The 16,376-nt window shown below is 66.4% G+C and carries 9 protein-coding genes; 2 read left to right on the plus strand and 7 right to left on the minus strand.

The features are described from left to right. From alaS to DK926_RS06060, 6 genes are all read right to left on the minus strand, one after another. Positions 1–2,667: an alanine--tRNA ligase gene (gene alaS / locus DK926_RS06035; RefSeq protein ID WP_114329728.1), complete on the minus strand. Its 2,667-nt coding sequence runs from the start codon at positions 2,665–2,667 to the stop codon at positions 1–3. 57 nt (positions 2,668–2,724) lie between these two features. After that, positions 2,725–4,128 carry a replication-associated recombination protein A gene (locus DK926_RS06040; RefSeq protein ID WP_114329594.1) on the minus strand — a complete coding sequence of 468 codons (1,404 nt, stop codon included), beginning with the start codon at positions 4,126–4,128 and terminating at the stop codon, positions 2,725–2,727. Positions 4,129–4,161: 33 nt separating this feature from the next. Beyond that, positions 4,162–5,331: a kinase gene (locus DK926_RS06045; protein WP_114329596.1), complete on the minus strand. Its 1,170-nt coding sequence runs from the start codon at positions 5,329–5,331 to the stop codon at positions 4,162–4,164. Between the two features lie 122 nt (positions 5,332–5,453). Beyond that, the gene (locus DK926_RS06050) at positions 5,454–6,335 is read right to left on the minus strand and encodes a transglutaminase family protein (protein ID WP_114329598.1); all 882 of its coding nucleotides are present in this window, start codon (positions 6,333–6,335) and stop codon (positions 5,454–5,456) included. Further along, entirely contained in the window at positions 6,332–8,989 is a 2,658-nt protein-coding gene (locus DK926_RS06055; RefSeq protein ID WP_114329600.1) for a circularly permuted type 2 ATP-grasp protein, read from the minus strand. Before DK926_RS06055 ends, DK926_RS06050 begins: the two co-directional genes overlap by 4 nt. A gap of 60 nt (positions 8,990–9,049) precedes the next feature. After that, positions 9,050–12,442 carry a transglutaminase family protein gene (locus DK926_RS06060; protein WP_114329602.1) on the minus strand — a complete coding sequence of 1,131 codons (3,393 nt, stop codon included), beginning with the start codon at positions 12,440–12,442 and terminating at the stop codon, positions 9,050–9,052. A 214-nt stretch (positions 12,443–12,656) separates the two neighbouring features. Here DK926_RS06060 and DK926_RS06065 point away from each other — a divergent pair, with 214 nt between their 5' ends. Both DK926_RS06065 and DK926_RS06070 read left to right on the plus strand, forming a co-directional pair. Then, on the plus strand, positions 12,657–13,283 hold the full coding sequence (locus tag DK926_RS06065) for an RDD family protein (protein ID WP_243636671.1): 627 nt from the start codon (positions 12,657–12,659) through the stop codon (positions 13,281–13,283). 152 nt (positions 13,284–13,435) lie between these two features. Continuing rightward, entirely contained in the window at positions 13,436–14,476 is a 1,041-nt protein-coding gene (locus tag DK926_RS06070) for a hypothetical protein (protein ID WP_114329730.1), read from the plus strand. Positions 14,477–14,541: 65 nt separating this feature from the next. On the opposite strand, the gene aspS is transcribed toward DK926_RS06070, so the two are convergent. Beyond that, on the minus strand, positions 14,542–16,341 hold the full coding sequence (gene aspS, locus DK926_RS06075; protein ID WP_114329604.1) for an aspartate--tRNA ligase: 1,800 nt from the start codon (positions 16,339–16,341) through the stop codon (positions 14,542–14,544). Between the last annotated feature and the right edge of the window lie 35 nt (positions 16,342–16,376).

A 16,376-nucleotide genomic window follows, 5' to 3' on the forward strand; every position in this document is an offset into this window, starting at 1 on the left:
TCAGGAAGCGAGTTCCGAGATTCGAGCACGCACTCCCGACAGAGCTTGCGCGATACCGTCCGGGTTGGAGCCGGATCCCTGCGCGGTTTCCCCCTTGCCACCTCCGCGGCCACCGATCGCGGGACCGAAGCTCGACACGAGTTCACCGGCCTTGATGCCGGCGTCCTGGGCGCCCTGGTTGGCGTTCACGACGAACGGGACCTTGCCGTCGACGGTGCCGAACAGCACGACGACGGCGGGATCGGACCCGAGACGTCCGCGCACGTCGGCGGCGAGAGTGCGCAGGTCGTTGCCGCCGACCCCGTCGGGAGCCTGCGCGACGACAGCGCGGACCGACCCGATGCGCTCGGCCGAGTCGGCCAGAGTCCCTGCCGAGGCCAGAACCGACGCAGCCTTCACCGCTTCGAGTTCCTTCTCGGCGACCCGGAGGCGATCGACGAGCGTCTCGATACGGGCAGGCACTTCGTCGGTCGGCACCTTCAGCGACGACGCGACTCCGGCGAGCAGCGCACGCTCCTTCGCGAGGTAGCGGTAGGAGTCGAGACCGACGAACGCCTCGACTCGGCGCACACCGGAACCCACGGACGACTCACCGAGCAGCGTGACCGGTCCGATCTGCGACGAGTGGCCGACGTGGGTACCACCGCACAGCTCCATCGAGAACGGCCCGCCGATCTCGACGACACGCACCTCGTTGCCGTAGTTCTCGCCGAACAGCGCCATCGCGCCCATCGCCTTGGCACTGTCGAGATCGGTGACCATCGTGTTGACGGCGAAGTCCGCGCCGATCGCGTCGTTCGCGACGGCCTCGATGTCGTTGCGCTGCGCCTCGGACAGGGCGCCCTGCCACGAGAAGTCGAATCGCAGGTAACCCGGCTTGTTGAGCGAGCCCGCCTGAGTTGCGTTGGGACCCAACACCTGTCGGAGCGCTGCGTGCACCATGTGCGTTCCCGAGTGACCCTGCGTCGCGCCCTTGCGCCATGCGGGATCGACGTCGACGCGGACGACGTCACCCTCGGTAATCTGTCCGGTCTCGACGGTCACCTTGTGCGTCCAGACCTTCTTGGCGATCTTCTGCACGTCGTTCACCTTGACCGACAAGCCGGGCGCGCTGATCGAACCGATGTCGGCGATCTGGCCGCCGGACTCCGCGTACAGCGGGCTGCGGTCCAGAATGACCTCGACGGATTCACCCGCAGTAGCCGTCGGAACACGGACGCCGCCGGAGATGAGCGCAAGAACCGTTGCCTCGGACGACAATTCGTCGAAACCGGTGAATTCGGTCGCTGCGGTGTCGACGAAGTCCTTGTAGACGGACAGGTCGGTGTGCGCATGCTTGCGCGACTGCGCGTCCTCCTTGGCGCGACGACGTTGCTCGGCCATCAGCGTCCGGAAGCCCTCTTCGTCGACCTGAAGACCGGCCTCCGACGCCATTTCCAGCGTCAGGTCGATCGGGAATCCGTACGTGTCGTGCAGCGCGAACGCTTCGGCGCCGCCGATCGTCGTCTTGCCCGCAGCCTTGACCGACTCGGCGGCGGTGTCGAACAGCTTCGAACCGGACGAGAGCGTCTTCAGGAAGGCGGTCTCCTCGCCGACGGCAACGGTGAGGATGCGATCGAAATCGGTGACCAGTTCCGGGTACGACTCGGCCATCGTGTCCCGCACGACGGTGACGAACTCCGCCATGCTCGGCTTGTCGGCCCCGAGAAGTCGAGCAGACCGGATGATGCGACGCAGCAGTCGGCGCAACACGTACCCGCGGCCCTCGTTACCGGGGTTGACGCCGTCCGCGATCAGCATCACGGCGGTACGAGCATGATCGGCGATGACGCGGAACCGGACGTCTGCCTGGTGATCGGTGCCGTACGTGCGCCCGGAAAGCGACTCGGCCTTCGTGATGACGGGACGAACCAGGTCCGTCTCGTACACGTTGTCGACACCCTGCAGCAGGAACGCGACACGCTCGACACCCATGCCCGTGTCGATGTTCTTCTTCGGCAGCACGCCGACGGGCGGGTGACCCTTCTTCGGGCTCAGGTCACCGCGAACGTCCTGCATGAAGACGAGATTCCAGATCTCGATGTAGCGGTCCTCGTCGACGACGGGCCCGCCCTCCTTGCCGTACTCGGGTCCGCGGTCGTAGTAGATCTCCGAGCACGGTCCGCCCGGTCCTGGCACGCCCATGTCCCAGTAGTTGTCCGCGCCGTCACGGAACTGGATCCGCTCGTCGGGCATTCCCGCGACGCGTCGCCAGATCTCGGCAGCTTCGGGATCCTGGTCGTACGCGGTGACCCAGATCCGTTCCGGATCGAAACCGTAACCGCCTTCGGACTGGGGCTTCGTGATCAGCTCCCAGGCGAGCGTGATCGCGCCCTCCTTGAAGTAATCGCCGAAGCTGAAGTTGCCCGCCATCTGGAAGAAGGTGTTGTGCCGGGTCGTGACGCCGACGTTCTCGATGTCGCCGGTCCGCACGCACTTCTGAACGCTCGTCGCGGTCGGGAAGGGCGGGGTCTGCTGGCCGAGGAAGTACGGCTTGAACTGCACCATGCCCGCATTGACGAACAGCAGGTTGGGGTCGTCGAGCACCAACGAGGCACTGGGCACTTCGGTGTGCCCGGCCTTCACGAAGTGGTCGAGGAAACGCCTGCGAATGTCATGGGTTTGCACGTACACAGGTTAACGCGCCGGACTCGGCACAGGCGCAGGCCCCGCCGCGGTCCGCCGCTAACGTCCTCGAACGATACGCCGGAGCTTCCCGACGCGCGTGCCGATCTCCCGTTCGACGCCGTGATCGGTGGGCTCGTAGTAGTCGACGCCGACCAATTCGTCGGGTGGATACTGCTGCCTCAGCACACCGCCGGGGTCGCTGTGCGGGTACTTGTATCCGACGGCGTTGCCGAGAGCCTGCGCGCCCTTGTAGTGACCGTCCCGCAGGTGCGCAGGCACGGATCCGGACTTGCCTGCGGCGACGTCGGCCATCGCGGCACCGAGCGCGGCGATCACGGCACCGGACTTCGGCGCCGTCGCGAGGTGGATGGTGGCCTGCGCCAGCGCCAGCCGTGCCTCGGGCATTCCGATCAGCTGCACGGCCGTCGCGGCTGCCGTCGCTGTCTGCAGTGCCGTCGGATCCGCCATACCGACGTCCTCGCTCGCATGCACCACGAGGCGCCGCGCGATGAACCGAGGATCTTCCCCCGCGGTGATCATCCGAGCCAGGTAGTGCAGCGCCGCGTCGACGTCCGATCCGCGGATGGACTTGATGAACGCGCTGATCACGTCGTAGTGCTGGTCACCGTCGCGGTCGTAGCGCACCGCGGCCTTGTCGACGCTTGCCTCGACGGTCTTCAGGTCCAACACCGGTCCGGATGCGGCGCCGGCTGCCGCTTCCAGCGCCGTCAGTGCGCGTCGCGCATCACCGGCCGCCAACCGCACCAGGTGAGCCATGGCGTCCTCGTCGATGGTCACGGCGCCGTCCAGACCACGCGGATCGTTCGCGGCCCTGGTGAGCAGCAGTTCGATGTCGTCGCTGCTCAGCGGCTGCAACTGCAGCACGAGCGAGCGCGACAACAAGGGAGACACGACGGAGAACGACGGGTTCTCCGTGGTTGCGGCGACGAGCAACACGATCCGGTTCTCGACGGCCGCGAGCAACGCATCCTGCTGGGTCTTGGAGAACCGATGTACCTCGTCGATGAACAGCACGGTCTGTTCGCCTGCGGTCAACCTGCGACGGGCGAGGTCGATGACGCCGCGCACTTCCTTAACTCCGGCCGACAATGCCGACAACGCCTCGAATTTGCGGCCGGTCGCACCCGAGATCAGCGACGCCAGGGTCGTCTTGCCGGTGCCGGGCGGGCCGTACAGCATGACCGACGACGCGCCCGAGCCGTCGACGAGCCTTCGCAGCGGGGCACCGGGCGCGAGCAGATGCGATTGCCCGACCACCTCGTCGAGCGTCGTCGGACGCATTCGAACCGCGAGTGGCGCGTCGGGCCTGACATACGGGCGAGAGGTGGGTGCCGATGACGTCACGTCGGGTGCGATGTCCTCGTCCTCCGCCTGCGGGGCCTCGAACAGACCGTTCTCTTCGGCGTCGTCGTCGAACCCCGCACCGAAACCTGTACTCACGTCGAAAACGCTATACGACGACCGAGCTGCCGATCACCGGTCCCACTTGACGCGCAGCGCGGTGACGACGCGGTGGACGAACTCGGCGACATCGGACGCCCCCGTCCGCTCTGCCTGATCGGCGAGCACACTCCAACGGGCCAGCAGGGCCGCCGAGCGCGGCACCGACAGATGATGCTCGCGAGCAGCAGCGATGCGCGCGTGATCGTTCGGCAGGAACCAGTAGGTCGACAGCCACACCCAGATGAGCTGCGCGTCGAGAATCTTGGACGCGAGCACGTGATCGTCGGCGAGGTGCGGCCAGATGCCGACGACCTCGGCGCGCCACGCGTCGATCATCGCCTGCGCACGCTCGGTGGACAGATCGAAGTGGCACAGGCAACCCGGGAACGACGCCAACGCATACGTGATGTCGAGAGTCGCGTCGCGGAAGCCACCCCACTCGTAGTCGAGAAAACGGACGCCTTCGTCGTTGACGATGATGTTGTCGGGACACAGATCGGCCGGACTGAACGCGCGGAACGCGCCGTGCGCGAACAGCCGTCCGCTGCGCTCGACACGGTGCAGAATCGACTCCGGCGTCTCCCCCAGATCGAGTTCGTCGGAAAGCATGCGTGGAACGGCAACCAGTGCGTCGGGAATCTGAGCCGCGATACCGTCGTCGGACAGCGGCAGCCCGGCACGCCGCAGCAGTGCTGCGAAATCTTCCTCGCGACCCACGGTTGCCGCGTGCATGCGTCCGAGCGCCTGCGCCATGGCCATGAGCGAGTTGGTCACCGACGCCGTGTCGGAATGCCGAAGCAGCGTCGTGATCGGGCTCGCGTCCCCGAGGTCGCTGAGCACGAGAAGTCGGGCGTGAAGGTCGTAGGCGAGCAGGTCCGGTCCTGGTCTGCTGTCCGTCGCGAGCGCCGTCGCGAACTGGTACGACGCCGCCTCCCGGAGAAACGCCGCCTGACTGCCGGTGGTCTGCTTGCCCTCGTGAACGTCGGCGTCGGCGGCGGTCTCACGGAGCTGCTTGATCACGAGGGTGCGCGGAAGCTGAAATGGGTTCTCGGCCACCCGGACACGGAGAACGACAGCCTGCCCACTGCCGCCGAGGTCGACGGCATCGACGAGCGTGACGGGTGCGCCGGTGCGCTTGGTGAGCAACTGCTGTGCAGCTGCTACAACCTCTGAGACAGGGTCTGCCAATGTTGCGGTCATCGGGTACCAAGGTACCCGGTCGCACCGACCGACTGTGCCCTCCGCAACACAACGAATCGGACGCTTTCCGGTCGACCTGCGCAAAGGTCCTGTCGCAGTTGCATCACGACGGTCGACAACGCTTAGGTCACCGGTGCGACGTCCACCGATACCGAGATCGTGCTGGACTCGGCCTCGGTGTAGATGACTCCGCGCAACGGCGGCACGTCGGCGTAGTCCCGACCCCACGCAACGGTCGCATAACGCTCGTCGACCAGCTGATCGTTGGTCGGGTCGAACGCGAGCCATGTTCCGTCCGGTGTCCACACCGCGGCCCAGGCGTGGGTCGCGTCGACGCCGACCATGCGTTCCTTACCGGGAGGCGGTTCGGTCGCGAGGTAGCCCGAGACGTACCGTGCCGCCAGGCCTTTCGAGCGCAGGCACGCGATCGCGAGCCGCGCGAAGTCCTGACAGACCCCGGACCTGGCCCCCAGCACGTCGGCGACGGTCGTCGACACCGTCGTCGAACCGGACTCGTACGTGAAGTCGGTGAAGATGCGGTGCGTCAGATCGACGACGGCGTCACGCAGCGACCGATTCGGCGGGAAGCTCGCAGCGGCGTAGTCACGAACCTCGTCGGTGATCTCGGGAACGTCCAGGTCGAGGACGAACTCGACCGCGGTGGCACCGTCGGCGCCGAGGTACTGCGGGCGCGCGGTCTCCCAGGGCGACGTCGTGCCGAGCGCATCGTCGGCACCGGTCGGTTCCGACACCTCGACGAGCGAGTCCGCCGTGACCACCAAGGTCTCGTGGTCGGTGGTGACATGAAAGTAGACGTCTTCGTTGCCGTAGACGTCGACGCCGAACGACTGATCGGAGGGCGCAGGCTCGACGGTCACCGATTTCTCGACGCACCGCTGAGCGTCGGTGTCGCGCGGCGCCAGGAAGCCCCGTCCGTACGACGACGTCACACGATCGGAGTAGGTGTAGGTGGTGATGTGTCTGATGCGGTAGCTCTTGCTCACTCTCGGACCTCGCCTGTCGAACCTCGCAGCGCTCTCGAACCCCACAGTGGCTGCGTTCCGCCCGGCAGGACCATGTGCGTCGCCAACACGACGACCGAAAGCTCTTCGAGCTGTGCGTGAATGCCGTCCACCAGCTCGACCAACTCGGTGCGCACACCGGACGCGTCGACGCTCTCGAGGTCGCCCGGGTCGACGCGCCGAAGCCGCACGGCCATCTGTTCGACGAGGACTTCCGGCCGTGAGGTGCCCGACGCGTCCGGAAGCGAGCCGAGATCGTCCTTGAGCCGATCGAGCTGGTACACCAACGACCGCGGATTACCTTCGTCGAACAACAACAACTGTGCGACGGCCGCCGGCCGCGCGGGCCCACGATTGCGACGCCGGTAGATCACCGAGGACTCGGCAGCCGACAACACCGAGTCGATGACTGCCTGCTCCGTCGTCGGTGGCAACGCGTGGCTCAACGTCGCCGACAGAAGAGCCGTCAGTTGAAGGCCTCGCTCGATTCGCTTGCCGGTATCCATCAGGTACCAGCCCGCGTCACGGACCATCGACTCCGACGCAAGTCCGCTGAGCGACAGGAGGCCACGCAGAACCGACGTATGCGACGCCGCCAACTGCGCGCCGTTGCCCTCCGAGGCTTCGAGTTCGGCCAGCGCGGTGTCGATCCGGGCCAGCACCGCCCACGTGTCGGTCGACAGCTGGTCTCGCACGCGCCGGGCTGCCTGCTGTACACGGTCGATCGACTGCGCCAACGACCCGAGTCGGTCCACCGCAAGCGTGAGCGACCGAAGTTCGGACTGTGCGTCGGCGCGGATCTTCTCGTCGAAGAATCCCGGCGCCGTTCCCGACACCCGCGTCACCGCTTCGAGCAGAAGCGGGAGGCTGTCGCTCCCGTCGAGCCACGGCATCGACGAGAAGTCCTGCAAGCGTTCGCGGACTGCGATGAGCAGGCGTGTCATGTCCTCGGCGCGTTCGCTGTAGCGACCGAGCCAGAACAGATCTCCGAGAACACGAGGCGAGCTGACGACGTCGCCCGAGGTTGCCGCGTAGTGCGGAAGTTCTTCGACGGACGACGGCGGGGTGTGCGCCGCGGCGTCGGCGGGAGTGGCACGTTCGGCGGACCTGACCCAGACGTCTTTGGAGGCCACCGTGATGAGTGGCTCTGCAACCGGCGAAGTGACCAACACGCGGCCGAGACCGCCTGCCATGGGCGTGTATCCGACGCGCTGCGCAACGCTGAACAGCCTGAGACCCACCTCGGCTGCGCCCACCTGACCGCCGTACGCCGAACCCGACGGGGCGACGGCGAACTCGGGAATGTCCTGGCCGACCCACTTCCACGGCTCGGCGCGCACCTGCCTCAAGAGCGAGTCGACGTCCGCTTCGGACAGGTCGTGACCGAGGACGGTCGTGCGCGTGGTCACCGATGTGAACAGCAGCGACCGCACGTGCGACGTCAGGTGAGACAAGCCGGCGCGTTCACCACCCCAGTACGTCGGAGTGGATTCGAGCAGCAGATCCTCGTCCAGCAGCGCCCGGCTGAGCGACGGGAGAAGCGGGTACAGCGCGGGGCTTTCCAGAATGCCGCTGCCGAGCGTGTTGACGACGGTCACGCCGCCGCGGCGCAACACCTCGACGAGACCGACGACGCCGAGACGTGAATCCGGTCGGAGGTCGAGCGGATCGGTGAACGCGGCATCGACGCGTCTGAGCACGACGTCGACCCGACGCAACGTGCCGAGCGAGCGCATCCACAATGACCCGTCGCGAACGACGAGATCCGCGTTCTCGACGAGCGGAAAACCGAGAATCGTCGCCAGATAGGCCTGGTCGAACGCCGTTTCGGACTGCGAACCCGGACTGAGGACGACGACGACCGGATCTTCTGCCGCAGCGGGCGCCGCGTCGATCAACGCCGACCGCATCGCCCGGGCGAACGTCGACAACGGCCGAGGATTGGTGCCGGCGAACAATTCCGGTGCGGCACGCGACATCACCCGGCGATCGGCGAGCGCGTAGCCGATCCCCGACGGCGCCTGCGTGCGATCGGCGACGACACGGAACCGTCCGTCCGACGACCGACCGACGTCGGCGGCGTGGATGAACAACTGATGCGGGCCGGGCACGGTGATGCCGTGCGCGGCTCTGATGTAGCCGGGGTCGCCGTAGATCAGTTCGGGCGGGACGAGCGACCTCCGAACCGTGTCCATCGCGCCGTACAGATCGGTCAGCAGAGCGTCGAACAGTCGAGATCGTTGAATCAGGCCTGCTTCCAGGCCTGTCCAGTCGTCGGCGGAGAGGACGAGCGGAACGCTGTCCAGTCGCCAGCGCACGGGAGACGCGACCCGTTCGGTGCCGTCGGCCGGGATCGGGTTGTACGTGATGCCGTGGTCGTCGACGAGGCGGCGCACACGTGACTGCAGAGCGCGCTCCCCACCTGGCCCCGCGGAATCGATGCCCCGGACGAGCCGATCCCACTGCGGCCGGACGCATCCGTCGGGCGCGAGGAATTCGTCGTAGCGGGTGTCCGCGCCGCGCAACGTACTGCGGCGTGCGTGATACTGCGACACCAAGCGGTCGGAGACCGAAGGCGAGCCGGGACTGCCGTCGACCGACCCGGACGCGGGGTCGACCGTATCGACGGGCACCATCGAGTCGTCATTCCTTTCGTGGGACGAGTCGACGCCGCCGGTCACCGGTGGGCACCGCGGTCAGAACTGGACACCCGTACGCCGGAGATCGAGCATTCCCGGGGCGGTGACGTCGATCGACTGTCGCGCTTGCATTTCGACCAATCTTGCTACGTTCAACTTCCCCGCGGCGAATCCGCCCTCCTCGAACCGACCGTTACGACGCGATTCCGCCTCGACGGCGTTGACCGGAGGCCCGTCGTACGACCGGCCTCCCGGGTGGACGACATGGTAGGTGCACCCACCGACAGCACGCCCCGTCTGTTTCTCGACGACGTCGAAGTGCAGCGGACTCTGCACCTCGATGGTCGGGTGCAACGCGCTCGGCGGCTGCCACGCCCGGTAGCGCACACCGGCGACCTGGACGTCGTTCCGATCGGTGCGCAGCAGTGGCACGGGCACGCCGTTGCAGGTGACCAGGTAGCGGCCGTCGTCGGCGCCTGCCACACGCACCTGGATCCGTTCGACCGAGGAGTCGACGTACCGCGCGGTGCCGGACGACGTCGACTCCTCGCCCAACGTGTTCCACGGTTCGATGGCTCCGCGCAGTTCGAGTTCCGCGTCGCCGACGACCGTCGTACCGATCCTGGGAAATCGGAACTCTGTGAACGGGTCGAGCCAGCTGGTGTCGAAGTCGATCCCGTGCTCGCGCAGGTCTTCGGCGACGCGTCCGATGTCGGCGGTCACGAAGTGCGGCAACATGTAGCGGCCGTGCAGGTTCGCGCCGTGGCGGACGAGGGGCGCCTTCAGCGGTTCGTCCCAGAACCGGCTGACCAACGACCGCACCAGCAACGACTGCACCATCGCCATCTGGTGGTGCGGCGGCATCTCGAATCCACGCAGCTCGAGCAGACCGAGTCGACCCCGCGTACTGTCCGGGCTGTACAGCTTGTCGATGCAGAACTCGGCCCGGTGAGTGTTGCCGGTGATGTCGGTCAGCAGGTGTCGCAGTGCTCGGTCGACCACCCACGGTGACGCGGTTCGATCCGCATCCGTCATCCGCGCGATCTCGCTGAACGCCACCTCGAGCTCGTAGAGAGCCTCCTCGCGCCCCTCGTCGACGCGCGGCGCCTGCGACGTCGTACCGATGAACCTGCCCGAGAACAGGTACGACAACGACGGATGCCGCTGCCAGTGCGTCAGCAGCGACACGAGCAGGTCGGGTCGCCTCAGAATCGGCGAGTCCGACGGCGTCGTGCCACCGAGTGTGATGTGGTTGCCCCCGCCCGTGCCGCGGGTGGTGCCGTCGTTGTCGAACCCTTCCGTGCTCAGACGTGACTGCCGCGCCTGCTCGTACAGCGTCTGCATCAGATCGTCCTGTTCGCCCCACGACGACGTCGGCTGCACGTTGACCTCGATGACGCCTGGATCCGGCGTCACGGTGAGTGTCTGGATTCGTGGGTCCGACGGCGGACCGTACCCCTCGACCACGACCGGCGTGTCGAGTGCAGCGGCTGCGTTCTCGACGAGCGTGACCAACTCGACGAAGTCGTCGAGTCGGTTGGTCGGTGGCATGAACACGTACAGGATTCCGTCGCGGACTTCGGCGACGAGGGCCGTCACATCCGAGCCCCCGACGCGACCGCGCGCAGCCTCGTTCGTCTCGACGAGCCGCGCGTAGCGCGCTTCGGCCGGGTCGACCTGCCTGGGCGGACGTTGTGTCCGTTGCTGCGGCAGTGGATCTTTCGGGGCAGTCGGATCGTCCGGATTCTCGGGCGGTCGGCCCGCCCACGTGATCGCGTTCAACGGCAGTCGAAGACCGGCGGGTGAATCGCCCTCGAGCAGAACCAGTCTCCCCCGCCGCAGCGTCCAGTCGGCGCTCTGCCAGCCTGCGCCATCGACGCTCCTGCTGATCGGGAGCACGAACGCAGCTGGCTCGTCGGTGCTGGATTCGAGTCGGCGCAACAGTGCCGCCCGCGTCTCCGCCGAATCGGCGCCCGGCTCGATGTCGTCGTCGTGCGGCGGGTCTCCGTACGGTTGCCGAACCAGATCCAGAAGTCGCACGAGTGGATCCTCGTAGGCCGGGCGGGCCTGAGTCTCGGGCAGACCCAGTGCTTCGACGAGCTTCTCCACGAGGGCACGTGACGTCGCCGGATCGACAGGGGCGGGCCTACGGTCGTCGGGCAGCCAGGGGTCGGCGACGAGATCGGAGTTCCGCCACAAGGATTCGCCGTCGGTACGCCAGAAGAGCCCGATCTGCCAGCGCGGCAACGGCTCTCCGGGATACCACTTGCCCTGGCTGCGTTGCACGAGCCCGTCCGGAGCGTAGACGGTGCGCAACCGTTCGGCGAGGTCGCTCGCGAGTCGACGTTTATGCGGGCCGTCGGCCGTCGTGTTCCATTCCGGCGCCTCCTGATTCTCGATCGCGACGAACGTCGGCTCGCCCCCCACCGTGAGGCGGATGTCCTGCTCGGACATCCGTTCGTCGAGGACCGCTGCGGCCGCGCGAACGGCCGTCCATTGCTCGGCGGTGTACGGCAACGTCGTGCGGGGATCCTCGTGGACGCGCACGACGGTGTTCGAGAAATCGAGTTCGGCCTCGCATTTGCCGGTGGCGCCGGAAATGGCTGCAGCCGTGGAGGGATGGGGCGTCGCGGACAGTGGAATGTGACCTTCGCCGGCGAACAACCCCGACGTCGGATCCAGGCCGACCCAGCCCGCACCGGGCAGATAGACCTCGGTCCATGCGTGCAGATCGGTGAAGTCGGCAGAGGGACCCGACGGGCCGTCCAGCGATCTCACGTCCGACGCCAATTGCACGAGATAGCCCGAGACGAACCTCGCGGCCAGGCCCATCTGTCGAAGGACCGACACCAACAGCCAGGCCGAGTCGCGGCACGAGCCGACCCCGGAGGTCAGCGTGTGATCGGGCGTCTGCACACCGGGTTCCATGCGGACCGAGTACTCGACGTCACCGAGGACGGCCCTGTTCGCCATGACCAGGAAGTCGATCGTCCGCATCGTCGAACCACGTTCTCGCACAGCAGCGTCGAGCTTCTCCACCCACGCGGTGACGACCGGCCCCGGCCCCGATCCCGGCTCCTCTTCGTCGACGGCCCGCAGGTACGGCTCCAGATCCGGAAGGTCGCGTTCCTCGTACTCGAAACCGAAGTGTTCCGCCCAGTCCTCGACGAAGAAGTCGAGGGGATTGATCACCGCCATGTCGGCGACGAGTCCGACCGTGACGGACATGCGATCGGTGCGTTCGGGAAAGACAACGCGCGCAAGGAAATTTCCGAAGACATCCTGCTGCCAATTGACGAAATGCTCGGCGGGTTCGATCGTCAACGAGTATGCCTCGATCGGCGTCCGCGAATGCGGCGCCGGACGCAGACGGATCTCGTGCGGATATACCCGCACCATGCGGTCGAACGAATAGCTCGTCCGATGTTCCAGTGCGACCTTGATGCCCATGGCGAGCCCCTCACCTGTCCCGGAATGGGTGCGAATGCACAACCATAGTTCGGGCCAGGCCCACTCGCCTGTCGAGAATCGACAGGTCCGAAAATGCCCGTTCTCCTCGACCTCGTGTACTGCTTGACACACCCTCGGGAATGCGGTTCGCTCACCAGCGCATGTGTAAAGAATTGGTACGCAACTATAAATACTCCAGCCGAGGGGAATGTCAGTGAGCGAGAATCCACCCAATGGACCGCAGTACGGCGGCAGTCCGGACCCCAACCAGCCGCAGTACCCGCAGAGTCCAGCGGGCAACTACCCTCCTCCGGGAAACTACCCGCCTCCCGGTAACTACCCCCCGCCCGGCAACTACCCGCCACCTCCGTCGACGGGCAACTACGGCTACGGGTCGGGCTCGCAGCTTCCTAGCGGCGGGCAACCCGGCAGCCTGGGACTGCGTTTCGCCGCTCGCTTCATCGACGGAATCATCATCGGCATCATCGCTCTGATCGCGTACTTCATCGCCGGGGACGGCTTCGTCGGGCAGTTCATCCTCGGGCTCGTCAGTGCGCTTCTCGGTTTCGCGTACTTCACGTTCCTCGAATCCAGCCGTGGTCAGACTTTCGGCAAGCAAATCCTCGGTCTGCGGACCCTCGGCGCTGCGGGGGGCAACCCGACGCAGGCAGAGGCAGCGAAGCGCAACGCCTTCCTGCTTCTCAACATCGTTCCGCTTCTGGGCGGACTGTTGGTGTTCATCGCGTACATCGTCATCGCGGTCACCATCAACTCCAGTCCCACCAAGCAGGGCAAGCACGACGAACTCGCCGGTGGAACGCAGGTCGTCAAGGTCGGCTGATCCCCCAGAGAGCAACGCGAGTGGGCTCGTCGCCTCCAGGCGACGGGCCCACTTCTCTTCCCATTGCAATGTTTCGATCCGACAACTCGCGGTGCCCGACGCGACGTAGTCGGTCACAATCTGTTCGAGTCCCCCTACGAGGAGTGATGACCGTGAGCGAGAACCCACCCGACGGACCGCAGTACGGCAGCAGCCCCGATCCGGAACGCCCCGACCTCGGCAAGAACGAGCCGGGACGCGGTTACCCGCCGCCCCCGCAGAACTACCCGCCCGCAGGCGGAACACCCACACCTCCCGGCGACTACCCACCCCCCGGCAATTACCCACCGCCCGGTGGATATCCCCCACCGCAGGGCAGCACCCCGCCTCCCGGTGGCTATCCGCCGCCCGGAAACTACCCGCCGCCCGGTGGATATCCTCCGCCGCCGCAGGGCGGCTACCCGCCCCCTCCCGGCAATTATCCTCCGCCTCCTTCTAACTACCCGCCGCCGCCCGGGAACTACGGACCCGGCAACTACGGCGCAGGAAACTACGGCGGAGGAAACTACCGCGGCGTGCCGACGACGTTGAGCGTCGGCGACGCGGTGTCCTTCGGCTGGAATCGATTCAAGGACAACGCCGGAGTCTGGATCGGTATCGCGGTGATCGCCGCGGTCATCCAGATCGTGATCAACTTGATCTTCGGCGGTACCGACACGTCAGGAGATCTCTCGGCTGGGTTCGGCGCCCTGGCCATCATCGGCACGGTGATCAGCACCGTCGTCGGCTATCTCATTCAGGCGTCCCTCATTCGCGGCGCCCTGCACGAGGTCGACGGCAACAAGCCCGCGATCGGGTCGTTCTTCCAGTTCGGCAACGTGGCCGCGATCATTCTCGCGAGCTTCCTCGTCGGCATCCTGGTGTTGGTCGGGTTCGTCCTGCTGATCATTCCCGGCATCATCCTGACGTTCCTGACGTGGTGGACACTTCAGTTCGTCATCGATCGCAATCAGGATGCGATCACTGCCATCAAGTCGAGCGTCAAGGCGATCTCGTCGAACGCAGGCCAGCTGATTCTGCTGGCACTGGCACTCGTCGGCATCAACATTCTGGGCGTGATTCCGTGCGGCTTGGGTCTTCTCGTCACCATCCCGATCACGATGATCGCGTCGACGTACGCGTACCGCGTCGTCTCGCAGTCCCTGCCCGCCTGACGGGTCGCGAACCGACACCGAAGCCCTCCTGCGACAGATCGCAGGAGGGCTTCGTGGTGTTCGTGTTACTCCGACGCGGCGTCCGCGTCGACCTTCTCGTCCCGCTTCTCCGGCTTCGCGTCGATACCGGATTCCTTGCGCTGCAACGGTGTGATCGGCGCAGGCGCGTCCGTCAGCGGGTCGACGCCACCGCCGGACTTCGGAAATGCGATGACCTCACGGATCGAGTCGACGCCTGCCAGCAACGCCGTGATGCGGTCCCAGCCGAACGCGATCCCGCCGTGCGGGGGCGCGCCGTAGCTGAAGGCGTCGAGCAGGAAGCCGAACTTCTCCTGCGCCTCGGCCTCGTCGATACCCATGATCGCGAAGACGCGTTCCTGAATGTCCTTGCGGTGGATACGAATACTGCCGCCGCCGATCTCGTTGCCGTTGCACACGATGTCGTAGGCGTAGGCGAGAGCCGAACCGGGATCGGTGTCGAACGTGTCCATCGACTCGGGCTTCGGCGACGTGAACGCATGGTGCACTGCGGTCCACGCGCCCGAACCGACGGCGACGTCACCGCTGGCGGTCGCGTCGGATGCGGGCTCGAACAGCGGCGCGTCGACGACCCAGACGAACGCCCACGCCTTCGGGTCGATGAGGTCGAGCTTGCGGGCGATCTCGCCGCGTACCGCGCCGAGCAGGCCACGAGACGCCTTGACCGGTCCGGCGGAGAAGAAGATCGCGTCACCCGGCGCGGCACCGACGTGCGCTGCGATGCCGTCGCGTTCGGCGTCGGTGAGGTTCTTCGCGACGGGTCCGCCGAGAGTTCCGTCCTCGCCGACGAGGACGTACGCCAGACCCTTGTGTCCGCGCTGCTTGGCGAACTCCTGCCATTTGTCGAGCTGCTTACGCGGCTGCGACGCACCGCCCGGCATCACGACGGCGCCGACGTACGGCGCCTGGAAGACGCGGAACGTGGTGTCGGAGAAGAAATCCGTGCACTCGACGAGTTCGATGTCGAAGCGAAGGTCCGGCTTGTCCGAACCGTAGCGACGCATCGCCTCGGCGTAGGTGATGCGAGGAATCGCCGACGTGAACTCGTGTCCGACGAGCTTCCACAGCGCGGCGAGGATCTCCTCGGCGAGCAGGATCACGTCGTCCTGCGTGACGAAGCTCATCTCGATGTCGAGCTGCGTGAATTCCGGCTGCCGATCGGCGCGGAAGTCCTCGTCTCGGTAGCAGCGTGCGATCTGGTAGTAGCGCTCGATGCCACCCACCATCAGCAGCTGCTTGAACAGCTGGGGGCTCTGCGGCAGAGCGTAGAAGCTTCCGGGCTGCAGCCGTGCGGGCACCAGGAAGTCGCGGGCACCCTCGGGCGTCGACCGAGTCAACGTCGGTGTCTCGACCTCGACGAACTCGTGGTGCGCCAGAACACCGCGCGCCGCCGCGTTGACGTGCGAGCGCAGGCGGATGGCGTGACCCGGGCCCTCGCGGCGCAGATCCAGGTAGCGGTACTTCAGGCGCGCTTCCTCACCCGGCTGGTCGTCCAGCTGGAACGGCAGCGGCGCGCTCTCGGACAACACCTCGATGTCGGTCGCATCGACCTCGATCGCGCCGGTGGGAATCTCGTAGTTCTGGTTGCCCTCGGGACGCTCTTCGACCTTGCCGACGACCTTGACCACGTACTCGGCGCGCAGACGGTGTGCCTTCTCGGCAACGTCGCCCTCGCGGAACACGACCTGCGCGACACCGGAAGCATCGCGGAGGTCGATGAAGATGACACCGCCGTGATCGCGACGACGCGCCACCCAACCCGTCAGTGTGACTGTTCGATCGACGTGCTCGGCTCTGAGGGAGCCGGCGAGGTGGGTGCGCAGCACGGGTTTCCTTTCGAAAAAATGGGGTTCGAGAGTGT

The organism is Rhodococcus sp. Eu-32 (genome assembly GCF_003336925.1).
Classification (GTDB): domain Bacteria; phylum Actinomycetota; class Actinomycetes; order Mycobacteriales; family Mycobacteriaceae; genus Rhodococcoides; species Rhodococcoides kyotonensis_B.